Origin of the sequence: Noviherbaspirillum sp. (assembly GCF_035654295.1) — a bacterium.
Taxonomy (GTDB): Bacteria; Pseudomonadota; Gammaproteobacteria; order Burkholderiales; family Burkholderiaceae_D; genus Noviherbaspirillum.
The window spans coordinates 1-26,670 of record NZ_DASRXF010000143.1 but is presented as its reverse complement, the minus strand read 5'-3'; the positions used below and the strand labels follow the sequence as shown (position 1 = coordinate 26,670).

Annotated in this window: 20 protein-coding genes and 1 tRNA gene; 14 read left to right on the top strand and 7 right to left on the bottom strand. The window is 61.2% G+C overall.

Features of this window, described 5'->3' with window-relative positions; translation table 11 throughout:
- The 3 genes from VFF99_RS14140 to senA all read left to right on the top strand — a co-directional run.
- Positions 1-577 (top strand): L-histidine N(alpha)-methyltransferase (locus VFF99_RS14140; protein ID WP_325018939.1); only part of this gene is annotated, 577 nt, incomplete at its 5' end.
- Positions 578-589: 12 nt separating this feature from the next.
- On the top strand, positions 590-1,825 hold the full coding sequence (gene egtB / locus VFF99_RS14135; protein ID WP_325018937.1) for an ergothioneine biosynthesis protein EgtB: 1,236 nt from the start codon (positions 590-592) through the stop codon (positions 1,823-1,825).
- Between the two features lie 90 nt (positions 1,826-1,915).
- Positions 1,916-3,103: a selenoneine synthase SenA gene (gene senA, locus VFF99_RS14130; RefSeq protein WP_325018935.1), complete on the top strand. Its 1,188-nt coding sequence runs from the start codon at positions 1,916-1,918 to the stop codon at positions 3,101-3,103.
- Between the two features lie 49 nt (positions 3,104-3,152).
- On the opposite strand, the gene VFF99_RS14125 is transcribed toward senA, so the two are convergent.
- Together VFF99_RS14125 and fabI are read right to left on the bottom strand one after the other, a co-directional pair.
- Entirely contained in the window at positions 3,153-4,550 is a 1,398-nt protein-coding gene (locus VFF99_RS14125) for a DEAD/DEAH box helicase (protein WP_325018933.1), read from the bottom strand.
- Between the two features lie 333 nt (positions 4,551-4,883).
- Positions 4,884-5,666 carry an enoyl-ACP reductase FabI gene (gene fabI / locus VFF99_RS14120; protein ID WP_325018931.1) on the bottom strand — a complete coding sequence of 261 codons (783 nt, stop codon included), beginning with the start codon at positions 5,664-5,666 and terminating at the stop codon, positions 4,884-4,886.
- Between the two features lie 322 nt (positions 5,667-5,988).
- Between fabI and VFF99_RS14115 the strand changes: the two genes are divergently transcribed.
- Genes VFF99_RS14115 through VFF99_RS14100 form a run of 4 tightly spaced genes read left to right on the top strand, consistent with a single transcriptional unit; the run spans position 5,989 to position 11,523 of the window.
- Complete coding sequence (locus VFF99_RS14115) at positions 5,989-7,788, top strand: extracellular solute-binding protein (RefSeq protein ID WP_325018929.1); 1,800 nt, start codon at positions 5,989-5,991, stop codon at positions 7,786-7,788.
- Between the two features lie 23 nt (positions 7,789-7,811).
- Entirely contained in the window at positions 7,812-8,870 is a 1,059-nt protein-coding gene (locus tag VFF99_RS14110) for a microcin C ABC transporter permease YejB (protein ID WP_325018928.1), read from the top strand.
- Entirely contained in the window at positions 8,867-9,904 is a 1,038-nt protein-coding gene (locus VFF99_RS14105) for an ABC transporter permease (RefSeq protein ID WP_325018926.1), read from the top strand. The genes VFF99_RS14110 and VFF99_RS14105 overlap by 4 nt, the downstream gene beginning before the upstream one ends.
- On the top strand, positions 9,901-11,523 hold the full coding sequence (locus VFF99_RS14100; protein WP_325018924.1) for an ABC transporter ATP-binding protein: 1,623 nt from the start codon (positions 9,901-9,903) through the stop codon (positions 11,521-11,523). Before VFF99_RS14105 ends, VFF99_RS14100 begins: the two co-directional genes overlap by 4 nt.
- Before the next feature lie 6 nt (positions 11,524-11,529).
- Here the strand turns inward: VFF99_RS14100 and VFF99_RS14095 are convergent, their stop codons facing one another.
- Positions 11,530-13,044 carry a transglycosylase SLT domain-containing protein gene (locus tag VFF99_RS14095; RefSeq protein ID WP_325018922.1) on the bottom strand — a complete coding sequence of 505 codons (1,515 nt, stop codon included), beginning with the start codon at positions 13,042-13,044 and terminating at the stop codon, positions 11,530-11,532.
- A 123-nt stretch (positions 13,045-13,167) separates the two neighbouring features.
- Positions 13,168-13,941 (bottom strand): hydroxyacylglutathione hydrolase, encoded by a 774-nt coding sequence (gene gloB, locus VFF99_RS14090; protein ID WP_325018920.1) that lies wholly within the window; start codon positions 13,939-13,941, stop codon positions 13,168-13,170.
- A 3-nt stretch (positions 13,942-13,944) separates the two neighbouring features.
- Here gloB and VFF99_RS14085 point away from each other — a divergent pair, with 3 nt between their 5' ends.
- The 7 genes from VFF99_RS14085 to VFF99_RS14055 all read left to right on the top strand — a co-directional run bounded on the left by VFF99_RS14085 (position 13,945) and on the right by VFF99_RS14055 (position 21,749).
- Positions 13,945-14,721, top strand: coding sequence for a class I SAM-dependent methyltransferase (locus VFF99_RS14085; RefSeq protein ID WP_325018918.1), 777 nt, complete (start codon positions 13,945-13,947; stop codon positions 14,719-14,721).
- Between the two features lie 2 nt (positions 14,722-14,723).
- Positions 14,724-15,158, top strand: a complete 435-nt coding sequence (rnhA, locus tag VFF99_RS14080; RefSeq protein ID WP_325018916.1) for a ribonuclease HI — start codon at positions 14,724-14,726, stop codon at positions 15,156-15,158.
- A 73-nt stretch (positions 15,159-15,231) separates the two neighbouring features.
- A complete protein-coding gene (locus VFF99_RS14075; RefSeq protein ID WP_325018914.1) occupies positions 15,232-16,386 on the top strand; it encodes an efflux RND transporter periplasmic adaptor subunit in 1,155 nt (384 codons plus the stop codon).
- A 12-nt stretch (positions 16,387-16,398) separates the two neighbouring features.
- Positions 16,399-19,500 carry an efflux RND transporter permease subunit gene (locus VFF99_RS14070; protein WP_325018912.1) on the top strand — a complete coding sequence of 1,034 codons (3,102 nt, stop codon included), beginning with the start codon at positions 16,399-16,401 and terminating at the stop codon, positions 19,498-19,500.
- Positions 19,497-20,216 carry a DNA polymerase III subunit epsilon gene (gene dnaQ / locus VFF99_RS14065; protein WP_325018911.1) on the top strand — a complete coding sequence of 240 codons (720 nt, stop codon included), beginning with the start codon at positions 19,497-19,499 and terminating at the stop codon, positions 20,214-20,216. The genes VFF99_RS14070 and dnaQ overlap by 4 nt, the downstream gene beginning before the upstream one ends.
- A gap of 37 nt (positions 20,217-20,253) precedes the next feature.
- Positions 20,254-20,328: transfer RNA gene (locus tag VFF99_RS14060), tRNA-Val, on the top strand.
- A 689-nt stretch (positions 20,329-21,017) separates the two neighbouring features.
- The gene (locus VFF99_RS14055; protein WP_325018909.1) at positions 21,018-21,749 is read left to right on the top strand and encodes a site-specific integrase; all 732 of its coding nucleotides are present in this window, start codon (positions 21,018-21,020) and stop codon (positions 21,747-21,749) included.
- A gap of 445 nt (positions 21,750-22,194) precedes the next feature.
- Here the strand turns inward: VFF99_RS14055 and VFF99_RS14050 are convergent, their stop codons facing one another.
- The 3 genes from VFF99_RS14050 to VFF99_RS14040 all read right to left on the bottom strand — a co-directional run bounded on the left by VFF99_RS14050 (position 22,195) and on the right by VFF99_RS14040 (position 26,531).
- The gene (locus VFF99_RS14050; protein ID WP_325018907.1) at positions 22,195-22,566 is read right to left on the bottom strand and encodes a hypothetical protein; all 372 of its coding nucleotides are present in this window, start codon (positions 22,564-22,566) and stop codon (positions 22,195-22,197) included.
- A 79-nt stretch (positions 22,567-22,645) separates the two neighbouring features.
- The gene (locus VFF99_RS14045; RefSeq protein WP_325018905.1) at positions 22,646-25,684 is read right to left on the bottom strand and encodes a hypothetical protein; all 3,039 of its coding nucleotides are present in this window, start codon (positions 25,682-25,684) and stop codon (positions 22,646-22,648) included.
- 469 nt (positions 25,685-26,153) lie between these two features.
- Positions 26,154-26,531, bottom strand: a complete 378-nt coding sequence (locus VFF99_RS14040) for a BRO-N domain-containing protein (RefSeq protein ID WP_325018941.1) — start codon at positions 26,529-26,531, stop codon at positions 26,154-26,156.
- Positions 26,532-26,670 lie beyond the last annotated feature (139 nt).

The window sequence follows — 26,670 nt, the reverse complement described above, 5'->3', positions numbered from 1 at the left end:
CGTGATCCGCATGCATGCCATCGGCATGGACTTCTCGCATACCCTCGAATTGCCGGAGCAGGTACGGCGCGAGAGGCGCCTGTTTTTTTACCCCGGGTCCTCCATCGGCAACTTCACGCCCGTGGAAGCGGCCGCCTTGCTCGGGCGCATACGCGATGCCTGCGGACGCGACGGCAGCCTGCTGATCGGCGTTGACCTGATCAAGGACAAGTCCATACTCGATAACGCCTACGATGACGCGATCGGGGTCACCGCGGCATTCAACCTCAACATGCTGCGTCACGTGAATGCGCTGCTTGGCGCCGATTTCGACGTGCGCCAGTGGCGGCATGCCGGCAGCTTCAACGAAGGCCTGGGGCGTGTCGAGATGCATCTCGAGGCGCGTGGCGAAGTGGTCGTGCGCTGGAACGGCGGAGAGCGGCATTTCCGGCAGGGGGAGCGCATCCATACCGAAAACAGTTACAAGTACGCGCGCCACGATTTCCTGCAACTGCTCGAACGCGCCGGCTTCGGCAGCGTGCGCACCTGGACCGATGAGCGCGAGTGGTTCATGGTGTGCCATGCGCGCGCCATGTGATGGAGACGGAACATGAATGTCGATACGATCGCGGCGCGCTTTCTCGAAGTCCGCAAGCGCACCATGGCGCTGGCCGACCCGCTGTCCGACGAAGACTGCTGCGTGCAATCGATGCCGGATGCGAGCCCGGTCAAATGGCACATGGCGCATACCACATGGTTCTTCGAAACCTTTGTCCTCGAACGCTTCGAGCCCGGTTTCAAACCCTTCCATCCGGCGTTCCGCGTCCTGTTCAATTCCTATTACAACGGCGTGGGCGACAAGCATCCGCGCCCGCAGCGCGGCATGCTCACCCGTCCCGCCTTGCGCGAGGTTGTCGCTTACCGCCACGCGGTTGACGAGCGCATCTCCACCTTGCTCTCGGAACAGACCCTGACGGCGGAACTGCTCGGCCTGGTGGAAACCGGTGTGCAGCACGAGCAACAGCACCAGGAGTTGATGCTGACCGACGTCAAGCACATGCTCTCGCTCAATCCTTTGTGGCCGGCTTATTCGGCTGCCGGATACCGGCCATCGCCGCCCGCGGCGCCGCTGAAATGGGTGGAGCAGGAAGCGGCGCTGGTCGGGATCGGGCATGCGGACGACGGATTCTGCTTCGATAACGAAACCCCGCGCCATCGGCAGTTCGTCGAGCCGTACGCAATCGCGACGCGCCTCGTGAACAACCGCGAGTACCACCAGTTCGTGGAAGAGGGCGGATATGCCGATTCGTCGCTCTGGCTGTCCGAGGGCTGGGACTGGGTGCAGGCGAACCGCCTCAGCCATCCGCTCTATTGGCACAAGGATGGCGCGGGATGGAAGGAATTCACGCTATACGGGCTGTGCGCGCTCGATCCGCACCGGCCGGCCACCCACCTGTCCTTTTTCGAGGCCGACGCCTATGCGCGCTGGGCCGGCGCGCGCCTGCCGTCGGAGGCGGAGTGGGAGCATGCGGCGAGCAGCGCCGCTTCCTTCGGCATGCATGGGCTCCATCCCCAGCCCTCGCAGCGCGAGCAGTCGAACGGCCTTTCCGAATTGTTCGGCGCCTGCTGGCAGTGGACGCTCAGCAGTTACGCGCCTTACCCCGGCTATAACCCGGCGGCAGGCGCGATCGGCGAATACAACGGCAAGTTCATGTCCAACCAGTACGTATTGCGCGGCTCCTCATGCGCTACGCCGCCCGGCCATTCCAGGGTGACGTACCGCAATTTCTTCCCGTCGTCGGCACGCTGGCAGTTCGCCGGCATACGGCTTGCAAAGTCCCTGTAACCATCCGTATCCGGGCAGTATCCTTTCGCCATTGGCTTTTGCATCGCCGCCATCGATAATGGATAAGCAGGAAACCCGACGACGACAACAATGAATTTTTCCTTTCGCACCGCCACGCCCAATGAAATTGCCGGTGCCTTGCAGGATGCGCGCGAATACACGCTGGACCTTGTCGAATGCTACGTGGCCGAGGGGCTGGAAGCGGCGGGCAGGATGCCCGAGCTGCCGCATGTCAATCCGCCTCTTTGGGAGCTCGGGCATATCGCCTGGTTCGCCGAATGGTTCATCCTGCGCGAGGCAATATCGAGCCCGCCGTCGAATCCGCAGCGCGCATCGCTGCTGACCAGGGGCGACGACTGGTTCGATCCCCGCGCCGTACCGCACGACGCGCGCCGCGTGCTCGCCCTGCCGAGCAAGGGCGCGCTGAAAACCTATTGCCATGAAGTGCTGGACCGCGTGCTCGACAAGCTCGGCCGGGCCAGGAACGATGACGCCGCCCTCTATCCGTACCGGCTCACCCTTGCCTACGAGGACATGCGGGCCGAAGCGATGGCGCAGGGCCTGCAGACCCTGAACATCGCCGCCCCGCAGCAGCTTGCGCAGCGCCCGATGCCGTCGTGGGCCCAGGGCGAGATCCGTTTTCCGGGCGGGACGATCGAACTCGGCAGCAAGCCCGGCAGCGGCTTCGTGTTCGACAACGAGAAATGGGCACATCCCGTCCACGTACCCACGTTCGAGATGGATTCGACGCTGGTGTCGAATGCGCAGTTCGGCGAGTTCGTGGACGACGGTGGCTACCAGAATCCGCAATTCTGGAGCGACGCCGGCCGCGCCTGGCTGATGGCGATGGACCGTTCCGCGCCGCGCGACTGGATACGAGACAGCCGCCGCTGGCGCGGCATGCGCTTCGGCACGCAAGTCACATTGGCGCCGGACGAGCCGGTGCGCCACCTCAGCCTGTACGAAGCGCAGGCCTATTGCATGTGGGCGGGGCGGCGTCTGCCGACCGAAACGGAATGGGAGTATGCCGTGCAGTCCGGGCATCCCGCCTTGCGCTGGGGCGACCTGTGGGAGTGGACTTGCACGCCGTTCGAACCCTACCCGGGCTTTGCTCCGGATGCCTTGCGCGAGTATTCGCAATCCGCCTTCACCAGCCACCAGTCGGTGCGCGGCGCCTCCTTCGCGACACGCCTGCGCCTGCGTTCACCGAAGTTCCGCAATTTCTGCCTGCCCGGGCGCGAGGACATGTTCATCGGGTTCCGTACCTGCGCGCTGTAAAAAAAAAAACGGCCGCGCGAGGCGGCCGTTTCTTCACGGGCGGGAGCGATCAGCGATCGCCGTAGGAACGGCGTCCGCCGCCATTGTCGCCGAAGTGCGAACCCTTGTTGTAGCCGCCGCCGTCCTTGCGCGGTGCGCCCGGCTTGCTGAAGGTGCGCTGGGCCGGCTTGCCGCCGCGGTTGTCGCCCGGCTTCCAGCCGCTCGGCTTGCGGTTGCTGCGCGGCGCCGATGCGGCACGCTTCGGTTCAAAGCCTTCGATCACATCGACCGGGATCGTCTGCTTGGTGAAGCGTTCGATGCGCTTGATGTTCATGTTCTCGCTGTGGTTGACCAGCGAGATCGCGAGACCGTTGCGGCCGGCACGGCCGGTGCGGCCGATGCGGTGCACGTAGTCTTCCGGGAACTTCGGCAGGTCGTAGTTCACCACGTGCGTGATGCCCGGCACGTCGATGCCGCGCGCGGCAACGTCGGTCGCCACCAGCACGCGGACATGGCCGCGGCGCAGCGCGTCCAGTGTGCGGTTGCGGGCGCCCTGGTGCATGTCGCCATGCAGGGCGGCGGCGGCGAAACCGGCGATGTTCAGGCGGTCGGCAATGGTGTCGGCGTCACGCTTGGTGGCGGTGAACACTACGGCCTGTGCGAGCGACGCATCGCGCAGCAGGTGGTCGAGCAGGCGGTTCTTGTGCGACAGATCGTCGACGAAGTGCACGCGCTGCTGGATGTTCTCGTGACGGTTGCCGGCACTGGCAATCTGGATCACCAGCGGATCGCGCGTGATGCGCTTGGCCATGCTGCCCACCACGCCGTCGAGCGTTGCCGAGAACAGCATGGTCTGGCGCGTTTCCGGCGTTGCTTCCACGATCTTCTCGATATCTTCGATGAAGCCCATGTCGAGCATGCGGTCGGCCTCGTCCAGCACCAGCATCTGCAGCTGGGAGAAGTCGATCTTGCCCGACTCCATGTGGTCGATCAGGCGGCCCGGCGTCGCGACCAGGATTTCCGGATTCTTCGCCAGCAATTGCATCTGCTTCGGATACGGCATGCCGCCGAGGATCGACACCGTGCGCACGCGGCGCAGGTAGGTGCCGTACTTGGTTGTTGCGTTGGTCACCTGCAGCGCGAGTTCGCGCGTCGGGGTCAGCACCAGCATCTTCGGCTGTGCCGGCTGGTAGCGGGGACGGTCGCCGCGAGCACGAGCCGACTGGCGTTCCTGGTTCGGCGTCTTCTGGCCGGGCTGGACGGATTGTTCTTCGGATGCGAGACGGTTCAGCGCCGGCAGCATGAAGGCTGCGGTCTTGCCGGAACCGGTTTGCGAGGAAACCATCAGGTCGCGGGCTTGCAGCGCCGCGGGAACCGCCTGCTCCTGGACGGGAGTCGGTTTGCTGTAGCCGGCTTCCGTCAGTGCTTTCACGATATTCGGATTCAGGCCAAGTGTTTCAAATGTCATTGTGTTTCTTTCTTGAGTAGCAACGCCGCGACTACGTTCATCACGCGTGCGCGAACGGTATCAAACAGTACGATAAGGTACGAAAAGGCAACGCCAACCAACGAAACAACTGAGAATTTTTCTGAGAAATTTCGGCACAAAGCTTTGCGCCGGGACGGTGTCTTTATGAAGGCGACACCAAAAGGCGGGAGGGCTTTATCGACAACTACTGGGTAAGCGATGCTGCGAAGTACACTGCATGTTGCAATGCACAGCGGCGCATTATACAGACTTTTGACTCCGGCGTCGGCTTATTTTCCGGAAAGGGGCGGACCGCGGTCCGCCCCGCAGGCATTACTCTTCCGGCGCGTACATGACGTGCGAGAAGCCGCCGTCGACGTAGGTGATTTCGCTGGTGATGCCGCCGGCGAGGTCCGACAGCAGGAAGGCTGCGGTGTTGCCCACATCCTCGATCGTGATGTTACGGCGCAGCGGCGCATGTGCGGCGACGATGCCGAGCAGCTTGCTGAAGTCCTTGATGCCGCTTGCGGCCAGGGTCTTGATCGGGCCCGCGGAAATGCCGTTCACACGGATACCCTTCGGGCCGAGCGATTCCGCCAGGTAACGCACGCTGGCTTCCAGCGATGCCTTCGCCAGGCCCATCGTGTTGTAGTTAGGGGTGGCGCGGATCGAGCCCATGTAGGTCAGGGTCAGCAGCGAGGAATTCGGGCGCAGCAGCGGCAGCGCAGCCTTGGCCATCGCCGGGAAGCTGTAGGCGGAGATATCATGTGCGATACGGAACGATTCCCGCGACAAACCATCTAGGAAATCTCCGGTAATCGCTTCGCGCGGGGCGAAGCCGATCGAGTGCACGAGGCCGTCGAGGTGATCCCAGGACTTGCCGAGATCCGCGAACGTCGCGTTGATTTGGTCATCGCTGGAGACGTCGCAGTCGAACACCAGTTCGCTGTCGAACTCCTTGGCGAATTCGGTGATGCGCTCCTTGAAGCGCTCGCCCACATAGGTGAACGCCAGTTCCGCGCCTTCACGCTTGCACGCCTGGGCAATGCCGTAGGCGATGGATCGGTTGGACAGGAGACCGGTGATCAGAATTTTTTTGCCTTGCAGGAATGCCATGAACGACTCCAGAAAATTTGGTGCGCATTGTATCGCGTGTATCGCGACATGGGACTAGGCCTTGCCGCAGCCGGGAATCACCGGAAAAGCGCCTGTTTTCGCGGTTCTCGGGGCTTTTTTTCAAACAGGGCACGATTGTAGGGTGGCTTGGCACGAACGGCAACCTTTTGCGCAATTGGGCAAAATCAACGGTGTTGCCGGAATGGCATGTTAAAACGCTCATTCACGATTACCAGAAGGCAAGGAAGAGGCGGCCGTCCGGCCTTTCCCTTTCTGTACAATAGCCGATCCCCAGGCTGGATTGCTTCTATATATAAGGCGAATGCGTAAGACTCTCATCCCCTTGCTGCTCGTCGGCCTGCTTCAGTTCTCCGGCAACGCCCTGGCCGCCCATGCGTTTTCGCTGTACGGCACGCCCAAGTATCCGGAAGGCTTCAAGCATTTCGACTACGTCAACCCGGATGCGCCGCGCGGCGGAAGCCTGTACCTGGCCAACCCCGACCGGCGTACCAGCTTTGACAAGTTCAATCCGTTTTCGCTCAAGGGCGTTTCGGCCGCCGGGGTGTCGAACCTCATGTTCGAAACGCTTGCCAGCATCTCCGCCGATGAGATTGCCACCATGTACGGCTTGCTCGCCGAACACATGGAGCTGGCGCCCGACCGGATGTCCATGACCTTCCGCCTCCATCCGAAGGCGAGGTTCAACAACGGCGACGCGGTCACCGCCGCCGACGTCAAGCATTCCTTTGACAGCCTGGTGGCGAAAGGTGCGCCGCAATTCAAGATCCAGTATGCCGAGGTCAAGCAATGCGTCGTCGTCGACGAGCGCACGGTGCGCTTCGACTTCAAGACGCTCAACCACGAGCTCCCGCTGATCGTCGGCACGGTGCCGGTCTTTTCCCGCAAATGGGGGGCGAACACCGCCTTCGACCGCATCCAGCTCGAAGCGCCGATCTCGACCGGCCCCTACCTGATCGACCAGTACAGCCTCGGCCGTTCGATCAGCTACCGCCGCAACCCCAATTACTGGGGCAACGACATTCCGTCGCGGCGCGGCATGTTCAATTTCGAGCGCATCATCTACCAGTTCTACAAGGACGACACCGCGCGCCTGGAAGCGTTCAAGGCCGGCGAGTTCGATGTCGTGGTCGAGAACGTGGCCAAGCACTGGGCGCGCGCCTACATCGGGCCGAAGTTCGAGAGCGGCGAAATCATCAAGCGCGAACTGAAACACTCCAACGGCGCCGGCATGCAGGGCTTCATGATGAACCTGCGCCGTCCGCAGTTCCAGGACCTGCGGGTGCGCAAGGCGCTCACCCTGGCCCTCGATTTCGAATGGATGAACCGCCAGTTGTTCTACGGCCAGTACAAGCGCATCTATTCCTTCTTCAACAACAGCGACCTCGCCGCGACCGGCCTGCCGTCGGCCGACGAGCTGAAGCTGCTGGAACCCCTGCGCGACAAGCTCAACCCGGCCGTGTTCGGCCCCGCGCCCGTGCCGCCGACGACGGAAGCGCCGTCCTCGCTGCGGGCGAACCTGGTCAAGGCAAAGGAACTGCTCCAGGAGGCGGGGTGGGAGTACCGCGACGGCGTGCTGCGCAATGCCAAGGGCGAGCCGTTGACGATCGAGATCATCGACGACCAGGGCTCGATGTCGCGCATCATCAGCGTCTACGTGCGCAACCTGCAGAAGCTCGGCATCCAGGTGAACCAGCGCACCGCCGACTTTGCCCTGATCCAGCGCCGGATGCAGGAATTCGACTTCGAGATGACCACCTCCAACCTCGGCGCCTTCACCAGCCCCGGCAACGAACTGTTCGACATGTACAGCTCCGCGGCCGCCGACGAAAATGGATCGAGCAACATGTGGGGCCTCAAGGACCCGGCGGTCGACAAGCTGGTCGCCGCAGTGGTTGCCGCCACCAGCTGGAAGGATCTGGTGGCCGCCTCGCGCGCGCTCGACCGCGTGCTGCTGCACAAGTACATCGCCGTCCCGCACTGGTATTCGGGGACGCACCGCGTGGCCTACCGCAACCGTTTCGGCATCCCGGACGTCGTCCCCAAGTATTACCAGGCGGACGGCTACGTGATCTCGACATGGTGGGAAACCAAGCCGCGCTAGGCATAGAACATGAGGGGTGAACCATGAACCTGTGGGCTTATATCGCCAAACGCCTGCTGCTGATGCTGCCGACGCTGCTCGGCGTCATCGCCATCACGTTTGCCGTGATCCAGTTCGTGCCCGGCGGGCCGGTGGAGCAGATGCTGTCCGAGCTGCGGGGGCAGGGCGCGGCCGGCGAGGTGTCCACGCGCGGCCCGTCCGAATACCGCGGACGGCAGGGCATCGATGCCGAGCGCGTGAAGGAAATCCAGGCCCTGTACGGCTTCGACAAGCCGCCGGTGGAGCGCTTCTGGCAAATGCTCAAGGGCTTCGCGACCTTCGACCTCGGCCAGAGCTTTTACCACCACAAGGATGTGTGGGGACTGGTCAAATCCAAGCTGCCGGTCTCGATCAGCCTCGGCCTGTGGACCTTCTTCCTGACCTACCTCATCTCCCTGCCGCTAGGCATCGCCAAGGCGGTGCGCGAAGGCAGCCGCTTCGACGTGGCGACCACGATTGTCGTCCTGGTCGGGTATTCGATTCCCGGCTTCGTGCTCGGCGTTTTCCTGCTGGTGATGTTCGGCGGCGGCAGTTTCCTGCAGTGGTTCCCGCTGCGCGGCCTGACATCGGACAACTGGGATCAGCTGACCCTGTTCGGCAAGGTCGTCGATTACCTCTGGCACATCGCGTTGCCGGTCACGGCATCGGTCGCCGGTTCGTTCGCGGTGATGACCATGCTCACCAAAAACACCTTCCTGGAAGAGATACGCAAGCAATACGTGCTGACCGCCAGAGCCAAGGGCCTGGGCGAAAAGACGGTGCTCTACAAGCATGTCTTCCGCAATGCGCTCATTCCCCTGGTCACCGGTTTCCCGGCGGCCTTCATCGGCGCCTTCTTTGCCGGCAGCCTGCTGATCGAGACACTGTTCTCCCTCGACGGCCTCGGCCTGCTGTCCTACGAGTCGGTGGTCCGCCGCGACTATCCGGTCGTCATGGGAACGCTGTACCTGTTTACGCTGATCGGCCTGGTGGTCAAGCTGCTGGGCGACCTGTGCTACGTGTGGGCCGACCCGCGCGTGCAGTTTGAAAGCCTGAACCGATGAATACAAGCACAACATCCATTTCACCGGGCCGGCGCATCTGGCTGCGCTTCAAGCAGAACCGCCGCGGCTACTGGAGCCTGATCCTGTTCAGCGTGCTGTTCGCCATCAGCATGGCGGCGGACGTCGTGTCCAACGACAAGCCGCTCGCGGTGCGCTACAACGGGCAGATCATGTTCCCGATCTTCCAGACCTATTCCGAGAAAGTGTTCGGCGGCGACTTCGACACGCCTGCGGATTACCTCGATCCCTTCATCCAGGACCAGTTCAAGCGCGATGGCAACTGGGCAATCTATCCGATCAACCGCTACCGCTATGACACGCTGAACTATTTCGCCAAGTCGCCCAACCCGGCGCCGCCTTCGGCCGACAACTGGCTGGGCACCGACGACCGCGGCCGCGACGTGTTCGCCCGCCTGCTGTACGGCTTCCGCGTCTCGGTCCTGTTCGGGCTCGCGCTGACGATCACCGGCGTCATCCTCGGCGTCGTCACCGGCGCCATCCAGGGCTATTTCGCCGGCAGAACGGACCTGTTCTTCCAGCGCTTCATGGAGATCTGGGGATCGATGCCCGAGCTCTACCTGCTGATCATTTTCGCCTCCATTTTCGAGCCGGGATTCGGACTGCTGCTCATCCTGCTGTCGCTGTTCGGCTGGATGGGCCTGTCCGACTACGTGCGCGCCGATTTCCTGCGCAACCGCAACCTGGAGTATGTGCAGGCCGCGCGTGCCATCGGCTTGTCCAACCGCCAGATCATCTGGCGCCACGTGCTGCCCAACAGCCTGACGCCGGTCGTGACCTTCCTGCCGTTCCGCATGAGCGCGGCCATCCTCGCATTGACCAGCCTGGACTTCCTCGGCCTGGGCGTGCCGCCGCCCACGCCCAGCCTGGGCGAGCTCCTCGCGCAGGGCAAGAACAACCTCGATGCGTGGTGGATCGCGACATCGACCTTTGTCGCGCTGACCATGATGCTGCTGCTCCTGACCAATATCGGCGATGCCTTGCGCAACGCGCTCGACGTGCGGAGGAAGGCATGAGCCTGCTCGATGTACAGAACCTGAAGGTCGCCTTCGGCTCGTCGACGGTGGTCAGCGATGTCAGTTTTTCCATTGCGGCCGGCGAGAAGTTCGCGCTGGTCGGCGAGTCGGGCTCCGGCAAGACGGTCACCTCGCTGTCCATCCTGCGGCTGAACCACGACGCGCAATACGGCGGGCGCATTCTGTTCGAAGGCGAAGACCTGCTGAAAAAAACGGAAGCGGCGATGCGCGGCGTGCGCGGCAAGGATGTCGCGATGATCTTCCAGGAGCCGATGACCGCGCTCAACCCGCTGTTCACCATCGGCAACCAGATCGCCGAGGTGTTGATGCTGCATGAAGGAATCAGCGCGAAGGCGGCGGCGCTGCGCGCGGTCGAACTGCTCGACAAGACCGGCATTCCCGAACCGGCGCGCCGGGCGCTGGCTTTCCCGCACCAGCTCTCCGGCGGCCAGCGCCAGCGGGCGATGATCGCAATGGCCCTGGCCTGCCGGCCCAAGCTCCTGATCGCCGACGAACCGACCACCGCGCTGGATGTGACCATCCAGGTGCAGATCCTCGAACTGCTGAACCAGCTGCAGCGCGAGGAAAACATGGCCGTGCTGATGATCACGCACGACCTCAACCTGGTGCGGCATTTCGCCGACCGCGTGGGCGTGATGGAAAAGGGCAGGCTGGTCGAAACAGCCACCACCCACGACCTGTTCGTCCAGCCGCGCGAACCCTATACCCGCAAGCTGCTGGCAAGCCGCCCGCAGCGTGTGGTGAGCACCGTCGAGGAAAACGCCGCGCCCTTGCTCACGGCGGAAAAAATGCGCTGCACCTTCACCCTCAAGCAGGGCTGGTTCAAGAAGACGCACTTCGTTGCCGTCGACAACGTGGACGTGCAGCTGAAACCTCATGAAACGCTGGGCATCGTCGGCGAATCGGGTTCGGGCAAGTCGACGCTGGGCATGGCGCTGCTGCGCCTGTCCTCGGCCGAGGTGCATGGCAGGATCGCCTTCGTCGGCAAGCCGATCAGCGAGATGCCGAGCGCCGCCTTGCGCCCCTTGCGCGCCCGCATGCAGGTGGTTTTCCAGGACCCCTTCGCCTCGCTGTCGCCGCGCCGCACGATCGAGCAGATCGTCGGCGAGGGCCTGGAGCTGCACCAGCCGCAGCTCGGGCGCGTGGGCTTGCGCAGGGAAGTGGCCAATGCCTTGTCCGAGGTGGGGCTGGCGCCGGAAATGATGTCGCGCTATCCGCATGAATTCTCCGGCGGCCAGCGCCAACGCATCGCGATTGCGCGCGCCCTGGTGCTCAAGCCCGACCTGATCCTGCTCGACGAGCCCACGTCTTCGCTCGACGTCTCGGTCCAGCAGCAGGTCTTGCTGCTGCTTGCCGAGCTGCAGCGCAAGTACGGCATGGCCTACCTCTTCATCAGCCACGACCTCGCGGTGATCCGCGCCATGGCGCACCGCGTGATGGTGATGAAGGACGGGAAAGTGGTGGAGTCGGGGAAGACGGAGGATGTGCTGTCGAATCCGTCGCAGGTCTACACCCAGCGCCTGTTGGCGGCGGCAACGTATTCCACCTTGAGCAAGACAGGCGCGAGGATGAGCCAGGCCGGCGTTGCGCCGGCCTGAGGCGCGTCAGGAGCGCTTCTTCGTGTTCTTGCTGTTGTCAGCGGTGGCCCTGGTCTTGCGCACCGGGGCAGGCGCCGCCTTGCGGTTCGAAGACGTGTTCTTCGCGACCTGCCGCGCAGGGGCCGTCTTGCCGGCCGCTGCCTTGTTCGGCACATTGAGCTCCAGGCGCGTGCCGGCCGCAACCTTGTCCTGTTTCAGGTCGTTCCATGACTTGATCTGCGCGACACTCACCTTGTGGCGTTGCGCGATGGCCGCCAGGCTGTCCTTCTTGCCCACCTTTACGTAGATCTTGCGGGTCTCCGGCACGTCCGGTGCCGTGACCAGCTTCGCGGTTTCGACCAGTTCCGGCGCGATGTCCTTTTCCGGCGCGCTGTCGGTGCGCGGCACGAGGACCGTCGAACCGGCCTTCACCACCATCTTCGGCGGGATGTTGTTGGCTTCGCGGATGACTTCCGGCGTGGTGCCGAACCGCTTCGCGATGCTAGCAATGCTCTCTCGCGCGCTGGTGACCTTGTGTGCCGTCCAGGAGGAGAGGGCGCGGCCCCAGCGGCCGAGGTTGGACTTGAACTTCTCTGCGTTGCTCTGCGGTAGCAGGATCTGCGTACCCGAGCCGGCCGGGATGACCGGGCGGTTGAACTGCGGATTGAGCGCCTTGAATTCGTCGACCGACAATTCAGCCAGCTGCGCCGCCACCTTGACGTCGATGTCGCGCGTCTTGCCGATGGTGACAAAGTAGGGCTGGTTGTCCACCTTCGGCAGCGCGATGCCGTATTCGCCGGGCGTTGCAATGATGTTCTTCACCGCCTGCAGCTTCGGCACGTAATTGCGCGTTTCCGCCGGCATGAACTGCGACAGGCCGTTGAAGTCGGTCGCCACGCCGGCTGCACGCGCCTTGTTGATCGCGCGCTGCACCGAACCTTCGCCCCAGTTATAGGCGGCCAGCGCGAGCTGCCAGTCGCCGAACATGCCGTACAGCCGCTGCAGATAGGTCAGGGCGGCGTCGGTCGAGGCCAGCACGTTGCGGCGCTCGTCCTTGAACATGCTCTGGGTCAGGTTGTAGTCGCGCCCGGTGGACGGGATGAACTGCCACATCCCGGCCGCGTGCGCGCTGGAATATGCCTGCGGGTTGAACGCCGATTCGATGAAGGGCAGCAGCGCGAGCTCGGTCGGCATGTTGCGCTTTTCGAGCTCCTGCACCACATGGAACAGGTAGCGCGAAGCGCGCGTCGTAGTGCGCTGGATGTAATCCGGGCGGGAGGTGTACCAGTCCACGTGGTTGGCCACCAGCGGGTTGTCCAGGTCGGGAATCGCGAAACCCTTGCGGATGCGCGCCCACACGTCCACCTCCTCCATGGACAGCACCTGCGCGAGCGGGTCGTTCGGGTCGTACGGCCGTTCCAGCGCGGAAACCTGGGACCAGGTGTGGAGGGGGAGGGAAAGGTCCGCTGCCTGCGCGGCGAGCGGTGTGCCGAGGATGACTATCGCTGTAAATGGGAGAGTTCTTCTTTTCAGCGGCTGCATGTGTCCTCGCTTGCTGTTATTGGTGCCCGGCGATCGTCGGCGCCGGGTTGAATCGGATGAGTTTACGTAATGGTGTTTTCCTGCGTCAAGAATTATTGCTTTTCTTACAAAAACGGCAACGCCTTAACGGTAGGAATTCTTCCACTCGCGTAAGGCAGCAAAAACAGCAATTGGTTCCCCCGTGGAAATGATTCCACGCTGCATGAGCCGCTCGGCAACGTCCGGCTCGCGGAACCTCAGAAACGGGTTGGTGGCCTTTTCCAGGCCGATTGTCGAGGGCACGGTCGGCGTGCCCTGATCGCGCTTGGATTGTTCGTGCCGGATGCGCGATTTCAACTGAATATTATCCGGCTCGATCTCGTTAGCAAAGCGTAAATTGGCAAGAGTATATTCATGCGCGCAGAAGATTTGCGTTTGCTCAGGAAGCGTTGCGAGTTTGTCGAGCGAATTCACCATCTGTTCCGGGGTGCCCTCGAACAGGCGGCCGCAGCCCCCGGCAAAGAGCGTGTCGCCGCAGAATAGCCAGTGGTTTTCCGGGCTGTAGTAGGCGATATGGCCGCGGGTATGGCCCGGGACGTCGATCACCTGCATGGCGAGCCCGAGCTCAGGTATCCGCGCCGTATCGCCTTCGCCCAGCGGGACGGTGACCTGCGCAATGCCGTCGCCGCGGGGGCCGAATACCGGCACCGGAAAGCGCGCCAGCAGCGCGGGCACGCCGCCGACATGGTCAGCATGGTGATGAGTCAGTAGAATAGCGGCCAAGGCAAGGCCGTTATCCGCGAGCGCCGCAAGTATCGGCGCGGCATCGCCGGGATCGACAACGGCGGCGCGCGCGCCATCGTGAATCAGCCACAGGTAATTGTCCTGGAACGCCGGAACAGTCAACACATTCAGCATACGATGGATCGTCCTCCTGTCGAAAAATCCATTATAGCCCTCGGCCCCTGGCTCGATACGCCGGCCGGGAGCTATATCCGTGCCTGGCAGCAGGCGCGGCTGGACATGCTGACGGCGGACATCTTCGGCTTCAATGCCATGCAGATCGGCTTGCCGCAGGTGAATGCGCTGCAGGCCAACCGCATGCCCAACAAGTGGCTGACCGACGTCAACCTGCCGGCGGAAAGCGGAGAGGGGGATCGGTCGCCGATTGTCGTCGTGCACGATTTCGCCGAACTGCCCTTCGCATCGCAGAGCCTGGACCTCATCGTCCTGCCGCACGTGCTCGAATTCGCCGCCGAACCGCACCAGGTGCTGCGCGAAGTCGAGCGCGTCCTGCGCCCGGAAGGGCAAGTCATCATCGTCGGGTTCAACCCGGCAAGCATGTGGGGGCTGCGCCATCTGGCCGGCCGTCTGACGGGCGCGCATTTCCTGCCGCCAGAAGGAGAATTCATCAGCGTGCCGCGTCTCAAGGACTGGCTCAAGCTGCTCAACATGGAAGTCAGCCGCGGCCATTTCGGCTGCTACGCGCCGCCATGCATGACGGAGAAATGGCTGAGCCGCTTCACCTTCATGGAGGGCGCCGGTGACCGGTGGTGGCCTTATCTCGGCGCCGTCTACATCGTTCACGCCATCAAGCGCATCCGCGGCATGCGCCTCATCGGCCCGGTCTGGGCCAAGAAGGCCGCGCACGCCACACAAGGCGTGCCGGCCACCAATCGCATACAGAAACACAAATAAGCATGGATAAAGTGGAAATATTTACCGACGGGGCATGCAAGGGAAATCCTGGCCCCGGCGGGTGGGGAGCCTTGATGATTGCCGGCGCACACAAGAAAGAGATGTACGGCGGCGAATTGAACACCACCAACAACCGCATGGAACTGCGCGCGGTGATCGAAGCGCTCACAGCATTGAAACGCCCGTGCGAAGTCATTGTCCATACCGATAGCCAGTATGTGCAGAAGGGCATCAGCGAATGGATCCACGGGTGGAAGGCGCGCGGCTGGAAGACAGCCGCGAAAGAGCCGGTAAAGAACGCCGACCTGTGGCAGGAACTGGATGCCGCACAGGCACGGCACAAGATCGAATGGCGCTGGGTCAAGGGCCACGCGGGGCACGACGGCAACGAGCGTGCCGACGCGCTTGCCAACCTCGGCGTAGCCTCTGTGTCGTGATCTCTCCGATATGCTACATTCGCTCGTTGGCAACAGAGATTGCCACTGACGATACTAAAACGCAGAAGAGCACATGAACACCCGGAGACTCCTGTACCCCGCCATCGCCGCCATCGGCATTTCTGCACTCGGCGCCTACGCTTATTTTGTCCAGAGACAACCGCAGGGGCCGACCGAACAGACTGCCTTGCCCCAGGGAGGCGCCCTCAAGGCCGGCAGTGGCACCGCCGCAACGGTCTCCGTCGATGCTGCCCAAGTGACGACAGCCCACCTCGTCGACGACGTCAACGCAACCGGCACCATCCGCTCCAACGAAGCGGTGGTCATCCGGCCGGAAGTGTCGGGCCGCATCGCGAAGCTGAATTTCAATGATGGCCAGCAGGTGAAGAAGGGGCAGCTGCTCATCGCTTTCGATTCCACAGTCAATCAGGCCGAAGTGCAGCAGGCGAAGGCGGAGCTGGGCATCGCCAGGGCCAACTTCGAGCGCACTGTCGATCTCGCCAAACAGAAGTTCATTTCCGAGCGCGCGCGCGACGAGTCGCAGGCCAATGTGCAGGTGCTCGAGGCAAAGCTGGCGCTGGCCGAGGCGCGGCTGTCCAAGCTGGAGATCCGCGCACCGTTTTCGGGCATCGTCGGCATCCGCAACGTCAGCGTGGGCGACTATGTGAAAGACGGCACCGACCTCGTCAACCTGGAAGACATTTCCAGCGTCAAGGTCGATTTCCGCGTGCCCGAACGCTACCTGGACCTGGTGCAGCGGGGGCAGGGCATGGAGGTCATCGTCGACGCATTGCCCGCCAAGCCTTTCCGTGCGCGGGTGGACGCCATCGATCCGCAGGTCGACAGTTCCGGCCGTTCCGCACTGCTGCGCGGGCGCATTGAAAATCCCGAAGGCCGGCTCAAGCCCGGCATGTTCGCGCGCGTGAGGCTCATCCTCGCCGAGCGCGAGAATGCGATGGTGATTCCGGAGGAGGCCATTGTCCCGCAGGGCAACAAGGTCATGGTCTGGAAGGTGGTCGACGGCAAGGCGCAGCGTACCGAGGTCAAGACCGGCCTGCGCCGCGCGGCCCGCGTGGAAATCGTGCAAGGGCTGCAGCTTGGCGATATCGTCATCACCGCCGGACAGATCCGCCTGTCCAAGGATGGAACCCCCGTGCGCATCGCCCAGATGTTCGGACCGGACGGCAAGCCCGCCACGGTATCCGCCGCGCCCGCACCGAAGAGCTAACCGGAGCGCATCATGGTCTTATCCGACATCTGTATCCGCCGTCCCGTGTTTGCGACGGTGATGTCGCTCATCATCGTGCTGATCGGTCTTGTGTCCTACAACCGCCTTGCCGTGCGCGAATACCCGAAGATCGATGAGCCGGTGGTGACGGTGGAAACCCGCTATCCCGGCGCGAGTGCGGAAATCGTCGAGTCGGCCGTGACCAAGCCGATGGAGGACTCGATCGCCGGCATCGACGGCATCGACGTGCTGACCTCGATCTCGCGCGCCGAGCAAAGCCAGATCACGGTGCGCTTCCGCCTTGAAAAGGACCCCGACTCCGGCGCCAACGACGTGCGCGACCGAGTCTCGCGCGTGCGCTCCAAGCTGCCGCAGACCATCGAAGAACCCGTCATCGCCAAGGTCGAGGCCGACGCCAACCCCATCATCTGGCTGTCGTTCTCGAGCGACAACATGTCGCAGCTCGATCTCACCGACATCGCCAACCGCATCGTCAAGCCACGCCTGCAACTGCTGCCCGGCGCGGCCGACGTGCGCATCGGCGGCGAGCGCAAGTACGCCATGCGCGTCTGGCTCAACCGCGACAAGCTGGCCGCCTACCGCCTCACACCCGCGGACGTGGAAGACGCGGTGCGCCGCCAGAACGTCGAGGTGCCGGCGGGGCGCATCGAATCCCGCCAGCGTGAATTCTCGGTCGTGTCGCAGACCGACCTGACGACGCCGGCTGAATTCGAAGACATCGTCGTGCGCACCGTCAACGGCTACGCGGTGCGCATCAAGGACGTGGCCAGCGTGGAACTGGGCCCGGCGGCCGAGCGTACCTCGGTGCGCTTCAACGGACAGGGCGCTGTATCGCTCGGCGTGATCCGGCAGGCGACCGCCAATCCGCTGGAACTGGCCGCCTACGTGAAGGCCGAGGTGCCGAAACTCAACGAGGAACTGGCGCCGCAGGGTGTGAAGATCGCCATCTCGGTCGACAACACCTTGTTCATCGAGCGCTCGATCAAGTCCGTCTACACCACCATCGGCGAAGCCGTCGTGCTGGTGGCGCTGGTGATCTTCGTGTTCCTGCGCTCGCTGCGCGCATCGATCATTCCGCTGGTCACCATCCCGGTCTCCCTGATCGGCTCGTTCGCACTGATGTCGCTGGCCGGCTTCACCATCAACACCCTGACCCTGCTCGCGCTGGTGCTCGCCATCGGCCTCGTGGTGGACGACGCCATCGTGGTGCTGGAAAACATTTACCGCCACATCGAGGAGGGCATGAAACCCTTCGAGGCCGCCCTGAAGGGCGCCAAGGAAATCGGTTTCGCGGTGATCGCCATGACCCTCACGCTGGCCGCCGTGTACGCACCTGTCGCCTTCACGCCAGGACGCACCGGCCGCCTGTTCGTGGAATTCGCGCTCACGCTGGCCGGCGCGGTGATCGTCTCCGGCTTCGTCGCGCTGACGCTGTCGCCCATGATGTGCTCGGTCATGCTCAAGCACCAGGAAAAGCACGGCCCCGTCTACCGCGCGATCGAAAACACGCTCAATGCCATCACCTCCGGCTATCGCCGCATCCTGGCGATGACACTTTCCGCGCGCTGGCTGGTGCTGCTCGTCTACCTGCTCGTCATCGGTGCACTGGTTTGGCTGGTCTCGGGCATGAAAAAGGAACTCGCCCCGATCGAAGACCGCGGCACCATCTTCACCGCGCTCACCGGTCCCGACGGCGCCTCCCTCGAATACACCGAGAAATATGCGCGCCGCCTCGAACAGATCGCCGCCGAGGCCAAGGAAATCGATCGCGTGTTCATCATCGCCGGCAACCCCACCGTGGAACGCGGCGTCGCCTTCTTCCGTACCGTCGACTGGAGCGAGCGCGAGCGCAGCACGCTCGACATCATCAAGGACATGCAGCCGAAGATGGCCGGCGTGCCCGGCGTGCTGGCCTTCCCGAACGCACCGCCGTCGCTTGGCCAGTCCATCCGCGAACGCCCCGTCAACCTCGTCGTGCTGACCAATGCCTCGTACGGCGAACTGCAAGAGGTGGTGCAGCAGATCGTCACCGAGGCCAGCAAGAACCCCGGCCTCGCCAACATCGACACCGACCTGCGCCTGAACAAGCCGCAGGTCAACGTCGAGGTCGACCGCGACAAGGCAGCAGACGCCGGCGTGCAGATCGAAACCGTCGGCCGCACCCTGGAGACCATGCTCGGGGGGCGCAACGTGACGCGCTTCAAGAAGGGCGGCGACCAGTACGACGTCGTCGTGCAGATCCGCAACGGCGAACGCGACGCGCCGGACGACATCAACAACATCTTCGTGCGCGCCACCGGCAAGAACGGCGCGCCGGACCAGATGCTGCCGCTGTCTAGCCTGCTCAAGGTCCGCGAGACCGTCGCCCCGCGCGAGCTGAACCATTTCGGCCAGCGCCGCGCCGCCGTCATCACCGCCAACCTTGCCAACGGCTACACGCAGGGCGAAGCGATCGAGTTCATGGAAGACACCGCCAAGCGCATCATCAAGCCCGGCTACGCGACCGACCTTTCCGGCTCCTCGCGCGAATACCGGGCATCGAGCGGCAGCCTGGCGCTGACCTTCATCCTCGCGCTCGCCTTCATCTACCTCGTGCTGGCCGCGCAGTTCGAAAGCTTCGTCGACCCCTTCATCATCATGCTCACCGTGCCCCTGTCGATGGCGGGTGCGCTGGCGGCATTGAAATGGAGCGGCGGCACGCTCAACGTGTACAGCCAGATCGGCCTGATCACGCTGGTCGGCCTCATCACCAAGCACGGCATCCTGATCGTCGAATTCACGAACCAGTTGCGCGAGGAAGGCAAATCCATGCGCGACGCAGTGGTCGAAGCCGCGATCCTGCGCCTGCGCCCGATCCTGATGACCACCGGCGCGATGGTGCTGGGCGCGGTTCCGCTGGCGCTTGCCACCGGTGCCGGCGCCGAATCGCGCATCCAGATCGGTTGGGTCATCGTCGGCGGCATGACCTTCGGCACGCTGCTCACCCTGTTCGTCGTCCCGACGTTCTATACTTTCCTGGCCCGCAAGAAGCTGCACGGCGAACCTGCCGCTGTTCCTGCCGGCCAGACACCCGCAACCGTACACCAAGCATGAGACAAATCGTCCTCGATACCGAAACCACCGGCCTGAACCCGCGCTCCGGCGACCGCATCATTGAAGTCGGCTGCGTGGAAATCGTGAACCGCCGGCTCACCGGCAACAATTTTCACAGCTACATCAACCCCGAGCGCGATTCGGAAGAGGGTGCGCTCGCGGTGCACGGCCTGACCACCGAATTCCTGAGCGACAAGCCCAAGTTCGCGGAAATCGCGAACGAGCTCCGGGACTACGTGCGCGACGCCGAAATCATCATCCACAACGCCCCCTTCGACCTCGCCTTCCTCGACGCCGAATTCGAACGGCTCGGCTTCCCGCGTTTCGCCGAGCATGTCCACTGCATCACCGACACGCTCGTCCAGGCCAAGGAAATGCATCCCGGCAAGCGCAATTCACTGGACGCGCTGTGCGACCGCTACGGCATCTCCAACGCCCACCGCGCCCTGCACGGCGCGCTGCTGGACGCCGAACTGCTGGCCGAGGTCTACCTCGCGATGACCCGCGGCCAGAACAGCCTCACCATCGACCTTGCCGCGCCCGAAACCGGCATCGCGCAAGAGCAGGTGGTCGAAGTGGTATCGCTGGCCGAGATCGTCATCCTGCGGGCGAGCGAAGAAGAACTCACCGAGCACGAAGCCCTGCTGGACCGCCTCGACAAGGAGGTAAAAGGGAAGTGTCTCTGGCGCGTGGAGCCGGAAACAGCAACGAATTGATTCCGCGCACGGTTTGTGCCATAATGCGCAGCTTCCCGGACAGTTAGCTCAGGGGTAGAGCACCGCCTTCACACGGCGGGGGTCACTGGTTCAATCCCAGTACTGTCCACCAGTTTTACTAGGCTTTCAGCCGTAGCGCTCACTAACATTTCGATGCGCTGACCCACTCGGTTGGGTCACAGTTGGGTCAAAAATAGCCTGCTTTGTGCAGGCTTTTTTCATTGTATTCCATTGATCCAATATTGGCAGTCCGCATTGCCAAGCAATATGGACTTTGCGCACTTCAGAGTTGGTCTCAAGCAAGACCGCAGACCTTCCGGAACCCGCCTCCCCCGACATTTCCAGAACTGTATTAGTCACACTTCCCCACATTGATATTCTGTGCAGGGCTGCTACCGTGGTGTTTTGCGTTCTATCGCTACCATGGCAACTTTCCGACTCAGGCCCTCTGGTCGCTTTCAGGTAATCATCAGGAAAGCAGGTCTTCCAGAACTTTCAAAGACATTCGACACTTACCTTGAGGCTGATGTTTGGGCAAGGGAAGCCGAGAATACGTATGAAATTCGTGAGACAGAGCCAATCAGGTCTCGCAGGATATCCAGGACTCCCACATTGGGCGATGCGCTTGGTCTGTACGCCCAACGAGTTACACCCTTGAAGAAGGGTGCTCGCCAAGAGAAGACCTTAATCCAAAGACTGCAGCACCATCCGATATCCGGACTCCAACTCGATAAGATTAGGAGCATGCATTTATCCAGTTATCGGGACAGGCGTTTGACTTCAGGTATCAGTGGCAATACGGTGCGCATTGAACTTGCCTTGATATCTCATCTGTTTTCCATCGCCGTTACTGACTGGGGTTTCGATGGGCTGAAGAACCCGGTCAAGACCATGCGGAAGCCAAAGATTCCACGAGGGAGAGACAGGAGATTCAAGGCCGGTGAAGAGGAGCGGCTACTTGCCTGTTGCGAAGATCATGGGAAGCGGTGGCTCAAGCTAACCATTATCGTTGCGGTAGAGACTGCGATGAGGCGAGGTGAGTTGGTGAGCCTGAGGTGGCAGGATGTAGACCTCAATGAGCGAATGGTATATCTGGGAGATACAAAGAACGGCGACTCCCGAGTAGTTCCCCTCTCAAAGAAGGCCGTAGCGGCCCTAAGAACAATTAAAGAGAACCCAGATATATTCCCCTGGACTAGGCCCGGGCTGCAGCCACTCCCAAGAACCTACCGGTCTCCCAAAGAGTACGTCTTTGCAGTCTTCCGAGACACAATCTCCAACCAGTTCCTCGATATGTGCCGGAAGTGTGGCATCGTTGGGCTTCGCTTCCATGACCTACGGCACGAGGCTACTTCACGACTGTTTGAGAAGGGGTTCAAGGAGATGGAGGCGTCTACAATTACGGGGCACAAGAGCCTGGCGATGCTGAAGCGCTATACGCACCTAAACCCATCTAGGTTTCTTGATCGCCTGGACGCTGAACTTATCCATGACCGTCCCAGGGACGAGCAGAACACTAACCCGAATCAGTAGGGAAGACGCGTTCAGCCAACAAGTAGGCGGCTTTAGGCGTGGTCAAGGGAAAGGCCGCTACGGCGTCGTGTCACAGTTTAGAAAGTAGGGGGATGGCCCCTTAAAGGCCGTATCCCCCTGTAGTATTGCCGGTACTCAGTCATCCCATGGGGCTTTCTCGCCGGGTGATTCCGTTCCCTTCAAGCCCCCTAAGAAAGATTGCATTGGGTCTGGAGGGAGCTTCGGCTCTCCAAGACTCCTCGGCCATCCTAAATGATAGGCGAACGAATAGCCATGCTCTGAATAATGGTTGCTAGAGGTGCCGACGATAATCCACCCAAGGGAAAGGTACGCATTCACTGTTTCAGCGGATTGCGTTTCGGCTACCCTTCCGATGTCTTGCGGTTCAATCCTCGTTGACTTGGCTGCGGTCATGGTTGGCCTTTCTCGTTATTGATCTTTAATTTTATCCGCTGGTGGCCGTAGAAACCATCAAATGGCCCTCCAGTGCATTTACCGCCCAGCCCTTGGTCAACTCTGATGGAGCTGCAAAAAGCTGTCCAAGAGCCTCTGCGGCGGTGCTGGCAGGGGTGCTGCCTTGTCCCTGAGCCAACACCTCGCCCAAGTACGGTTCCACCCACCGTTGGTACATGCTAATAAACTCGTTTATCGCGTCGATCGCCGCACGTTTCGTTTCCTCCGTGGGGGCGTCTAGGAAGGGTTGAACAGCAGCCTCACAGGCCAATTGGTAGCGCTTTAGGGCCATTCGTGCGTCTGCTTTATTGATGCCATTTGAGGTCTGTCGCCTGCACCAAGCGCTAATCTTTGGTTTTGCCATATCTATTCCTTTGAATTGAAAAAGTAAGGGGAGAACGCAGTCTCCCCTTGGATGTGAAAGTGCCGATCTGAATGGTGGATTACGGGTAGCTGTGCCACTGCTGATTCACCGGGAACTGGCTGCTCACATAGTCCTGAATGTTCCGCATACCATAGGTATTGCCAAACGGGAGGAGAGAGAACAGGTCCCGCACTTCCTGCTTCGTCGTAACGGTCTCGGACCATGGGTTAAGGACCCCGGCAAGGGTCTTTGGAGCGTTGTAGAGGTCAGTCAAGAGCATTCCCGATGGGGTCTTGATGAGGTCCCGATTGTTGGTATTTGCCGTGCCGGTATGCCCGAACAGATCATTCCCGCTCCCCACCCAGTACCCCGTACTCAACACCGCAGGCATCATGCCGAACGCTGACGCTCTCTGTACGGCAGCCTGCGCAATCCTCTCCAGTGACAGCCTCTTCTGCAACTCCTCCTTGTTATGGGCGAAGTTCAGGGAAGTCTGCAGGGAGTACATGAGTGCTTCCCCGGTCAGACCATACATCCACACCGAGAAGGTAGTCTTATCGGCATAGCTGGCATTCTTGAGGAAGTTCTTGGCATGAGCCACGGAGATGAAGGTACGCAGCTCCATGAAGATTTTCCCAAGCTGGGTATGACTCCATGGGATGGTTTCTCCAAGGTCGTGGTCCTGGATGGCATCACGGGTCTCCCGTTCTACTGCCAGGTGGTACTGGTTGTAGGTGTCCGGATTCTCCCGGTGCCACCTTTCCCAATCCACGGACATCACACGGCCGTTCGTGGAGTCCTCCGTGGTGTACTTCTTGAGGTGACCCAGTACGTCATGAACATCTGAGTCCTCAATACCCTGGTGAGCCAAGGGGATGTTGCCACCTAGAGTGGTCTCCGGAGCGGATACGTGGCCTACCTGAGCAGAACCGATGGAGCCAGGGAGGAAGCCAGCGGTCTCGGATGGCTCAGGGGTAACCACGGTAGGCTCTGGTGTCTCCGGGAGGTTCTGTGGGAGAACCTTGTCCAGTTCCTCCGAGGGCATCTCCCCACGTTCCACCTGGGTATAGACCTCCACCACCTTCTGATGCTCTGCCAGGAGTCGTTCTGCCTGGTCCTGGGTGATGCTCTTGCGACCTGCCTTGATGTCCTCGATGGCTTCCACAGGAATCCCCGCTTTGCGGAAGTCTTCCTTGATGTTGCCTTCGTTGGCCTTCAGGTTGTAGCCCATGCCGATGTTCATCCCTGCGCCACCAGCGGGGTCAGGGGAAGCACGGAGGACCACACCTTCACCCTGCGTGATGAGAGCTTCGGTGAGCTTGGGTTGCATTCCAGAGGTGCCCCAATGGAGGAACCGGAGTGTGGCTTCTTTCTGGGCAGTGCTGTCATTAAGTGCCTGCGGTACAGGACCCACGACACTAGACGCACCACCGATGGCTAGTTTAGGAATATTAGAAAGTGCAGTGCGTAGCGCTTTATCATGTGCATCGTTAATCGCTTTCATTGGAATCTTGTCATCAAGTCCCAATGTGCGAATCTTGGACAAGAGTGGGGCGTAGGTGTTGACTGCATCAGCGGTCAAGGTTCCCTTGGTGGCTGCCTCGTGCAGGCTGGAGAGAGAAGCGCGGTCTGCATCGGTCAGTGAGGTGTTCTCCGAATGGTCCTTCTTCAGAGAATCCCAGGTAGTGGTCCCGACGATAGCCACCGGATTCATCGTCTGAATCTGGTAGTTGCCGTTGCCGAGGTAGACCAGGGTGGGCCGGGAGTCTTCCCCATACTGCTTCAGCAGCTTCTCCTGCTGGTACGTAATGACCTTGTTTCCGGTCTGACCTACCGAAGGGGGCACACCCACAAGGAGGTTGGTCTTTGTATCGTGGACGTAGTTGGACTGCACCCAGCTTTCCACATGGGCCTTCACATCCTCCTCACCCATATCGGGGTGGGTCAGCATGAAACGCTTGGCTTCAGCCGTGGCTGCCGCGCTGGTGAGGCCCAGGTTGGCCGGGAGGTTATCCCTGAATGGGATGAAGTCCTTGGATGGCTGGTACTGGAGACCATCCACAACCTTCTGAACCGTCTTCGACATCCCTGCCTGCCACTCCGGATGCTTCGTAATCTCCTGCATCTGGGCCTTTGCCTCAGGGGAGATTGCGGTGTACGCACCCTTGTAAGCGGAACCAGGGTCAACCCCGTTGGCCGTTTCCTTGGTGTAGCTGCGGAAGAGGGTGTCAGCATCCTCACTGAAGTACAGCTTTCGTACATTGTCAGGGAATGACTTGTAGAGAGCTGCAGCAGCCAGGAAGCGCGGATTGGGGACCCCGGATTGATCCATGGGGACTGCGGTGAGACCGTCGATGAACCGCTTAAGGGTTTCATTCGGGATGGTGAGCTGCCCTCGTGTATGCATGTCGGCTAGATTTGCAGCAGCCTCGTTTAGTACAGCCTGGTTTGGAGCACTAATAATGGCAGTCACAAGAGGAGCAGTCCGATGCTCGGAGACGCCTTTCTGCTGCTTCGGCGTCAGAAGATATCCCATTCCTTCATCGTAAAGCTGCAGAGCCGTTGCCAGATCATCGTTCTTGCCGATCTGTTCACGCTGCCAGTGGTCGAATGCTGCAGCAGCCTCGTGCGATGCGAACTGCTTACCAGGACCAATGCTGGCTGCCAGGGTCTCCACAGGCACAAGCTGCCCTTGAGCTACCTGCTGTTTCCACCCCAGTAGCTCCTTGAGGAGGGCAGGCTGTGCATCCCGCTCAATTCGCTGGTCATGCATTTTCTCTGCTGTCTTACGACCACTCGCAATGGCAACTGCAAGCTCTGCATTGGAATCAGCAATGGTGAGTCCGGTGTCCGGGTCTCGTACTTTGTCCAAGGCATCGAACAGCGCTGGGGTGCCCTTGTCGGAGATGGAGGCTGCGGTTACCTTGGCAACGATCTGTTGAGCCAGCTCCGGACGGGTAAGGTACTGAGACCACGCTGCCTTACTATTCTTGGCAAAGTCATGGATGAACTGGGCCAGCTTGTTCGGGTCGCTCTGGTTGAACTTGCGCTTATCGATCTTTTTCCATGCTTCTAGACCTGTCTGCATTACTTCGTACACATTTGCATTTTCGTTCATCGGTTACTCCTGTTTGTATTGTGTGGAGGTCCTACCTACTGCGTCCGCATTCGCTTACCGTACGGCCAGTGTTCGGTGCCCTAGACTTGGTACGTTTCTGCTAAGGTGAGGGTGGGGACCTGTACTTTTGCGGTAAGTCTTTGAATTGAATGGGGAAAGTGGCAATTCGGTGCTGGCCCATATCGGTGAGCAAAAATGAATAAAAAGAGCCCCTCCAGAGAACTGGAAGGGCTCCAAAACATAGGCAGAGAGACAGACGCGAGAACAAATCGCGAGACTGACTCCCTGCCTGAAGGATGCCGATGAACTAAGGGCAAGCTGCACAGAAGTCAGCTTGGTACTTCACTTGGGGACAGGGTTGCAACGCCTGGATTGAAAGCGGTCACTCCTGCGGAGGAGGGGACGGAGGCCGCGTATATCTGCAAAGGTGAGGGTTTAGGTGCTTGGACTCAGGATAAGTATTTGATGTTTAAAGATAAACCCGCTTCTCTGCTTCCTCTTTCCACTTCTCCACCTTGCCCTTCAGCCTTGTCATTGCCTCAAGAATGAATTCGTCATCAGTCAGCTCCCCGCTCTTTACCTTTTCCTCCCCCACCACGTACATGCCGTCATCCTGGAGGGCCGGGATAACCACACGGGCCAGCCAGTTCTTAAACTGCACAGCCCCCGGCTTGCGGGAATTGAGGATGAGCTTGTTGACACCGGAGCGGGAGATGACAATAGAGGGCCGTCCACGGGTATTTCCTAGCTTCAAGCTAGTAAATTCATCAGTGGCAACATCTGCCTTCTTCATTGCGTCGCTTGGGTTAGCGATGCTGAGAACCTTGCAGACATCTGAAACAACGATGATGTGCCCCCATTAGCAGTGCCAGGGGCATGTTAGTAAAGTTCAGTTGATGATCTTTCCTGTGTCCTGGGTTGCTTCTTTTTGCCGGTGGCCGGCCGCGAACTCGGCAGGCGTCTGGTAGTTCAACGCGCTGTGAGGT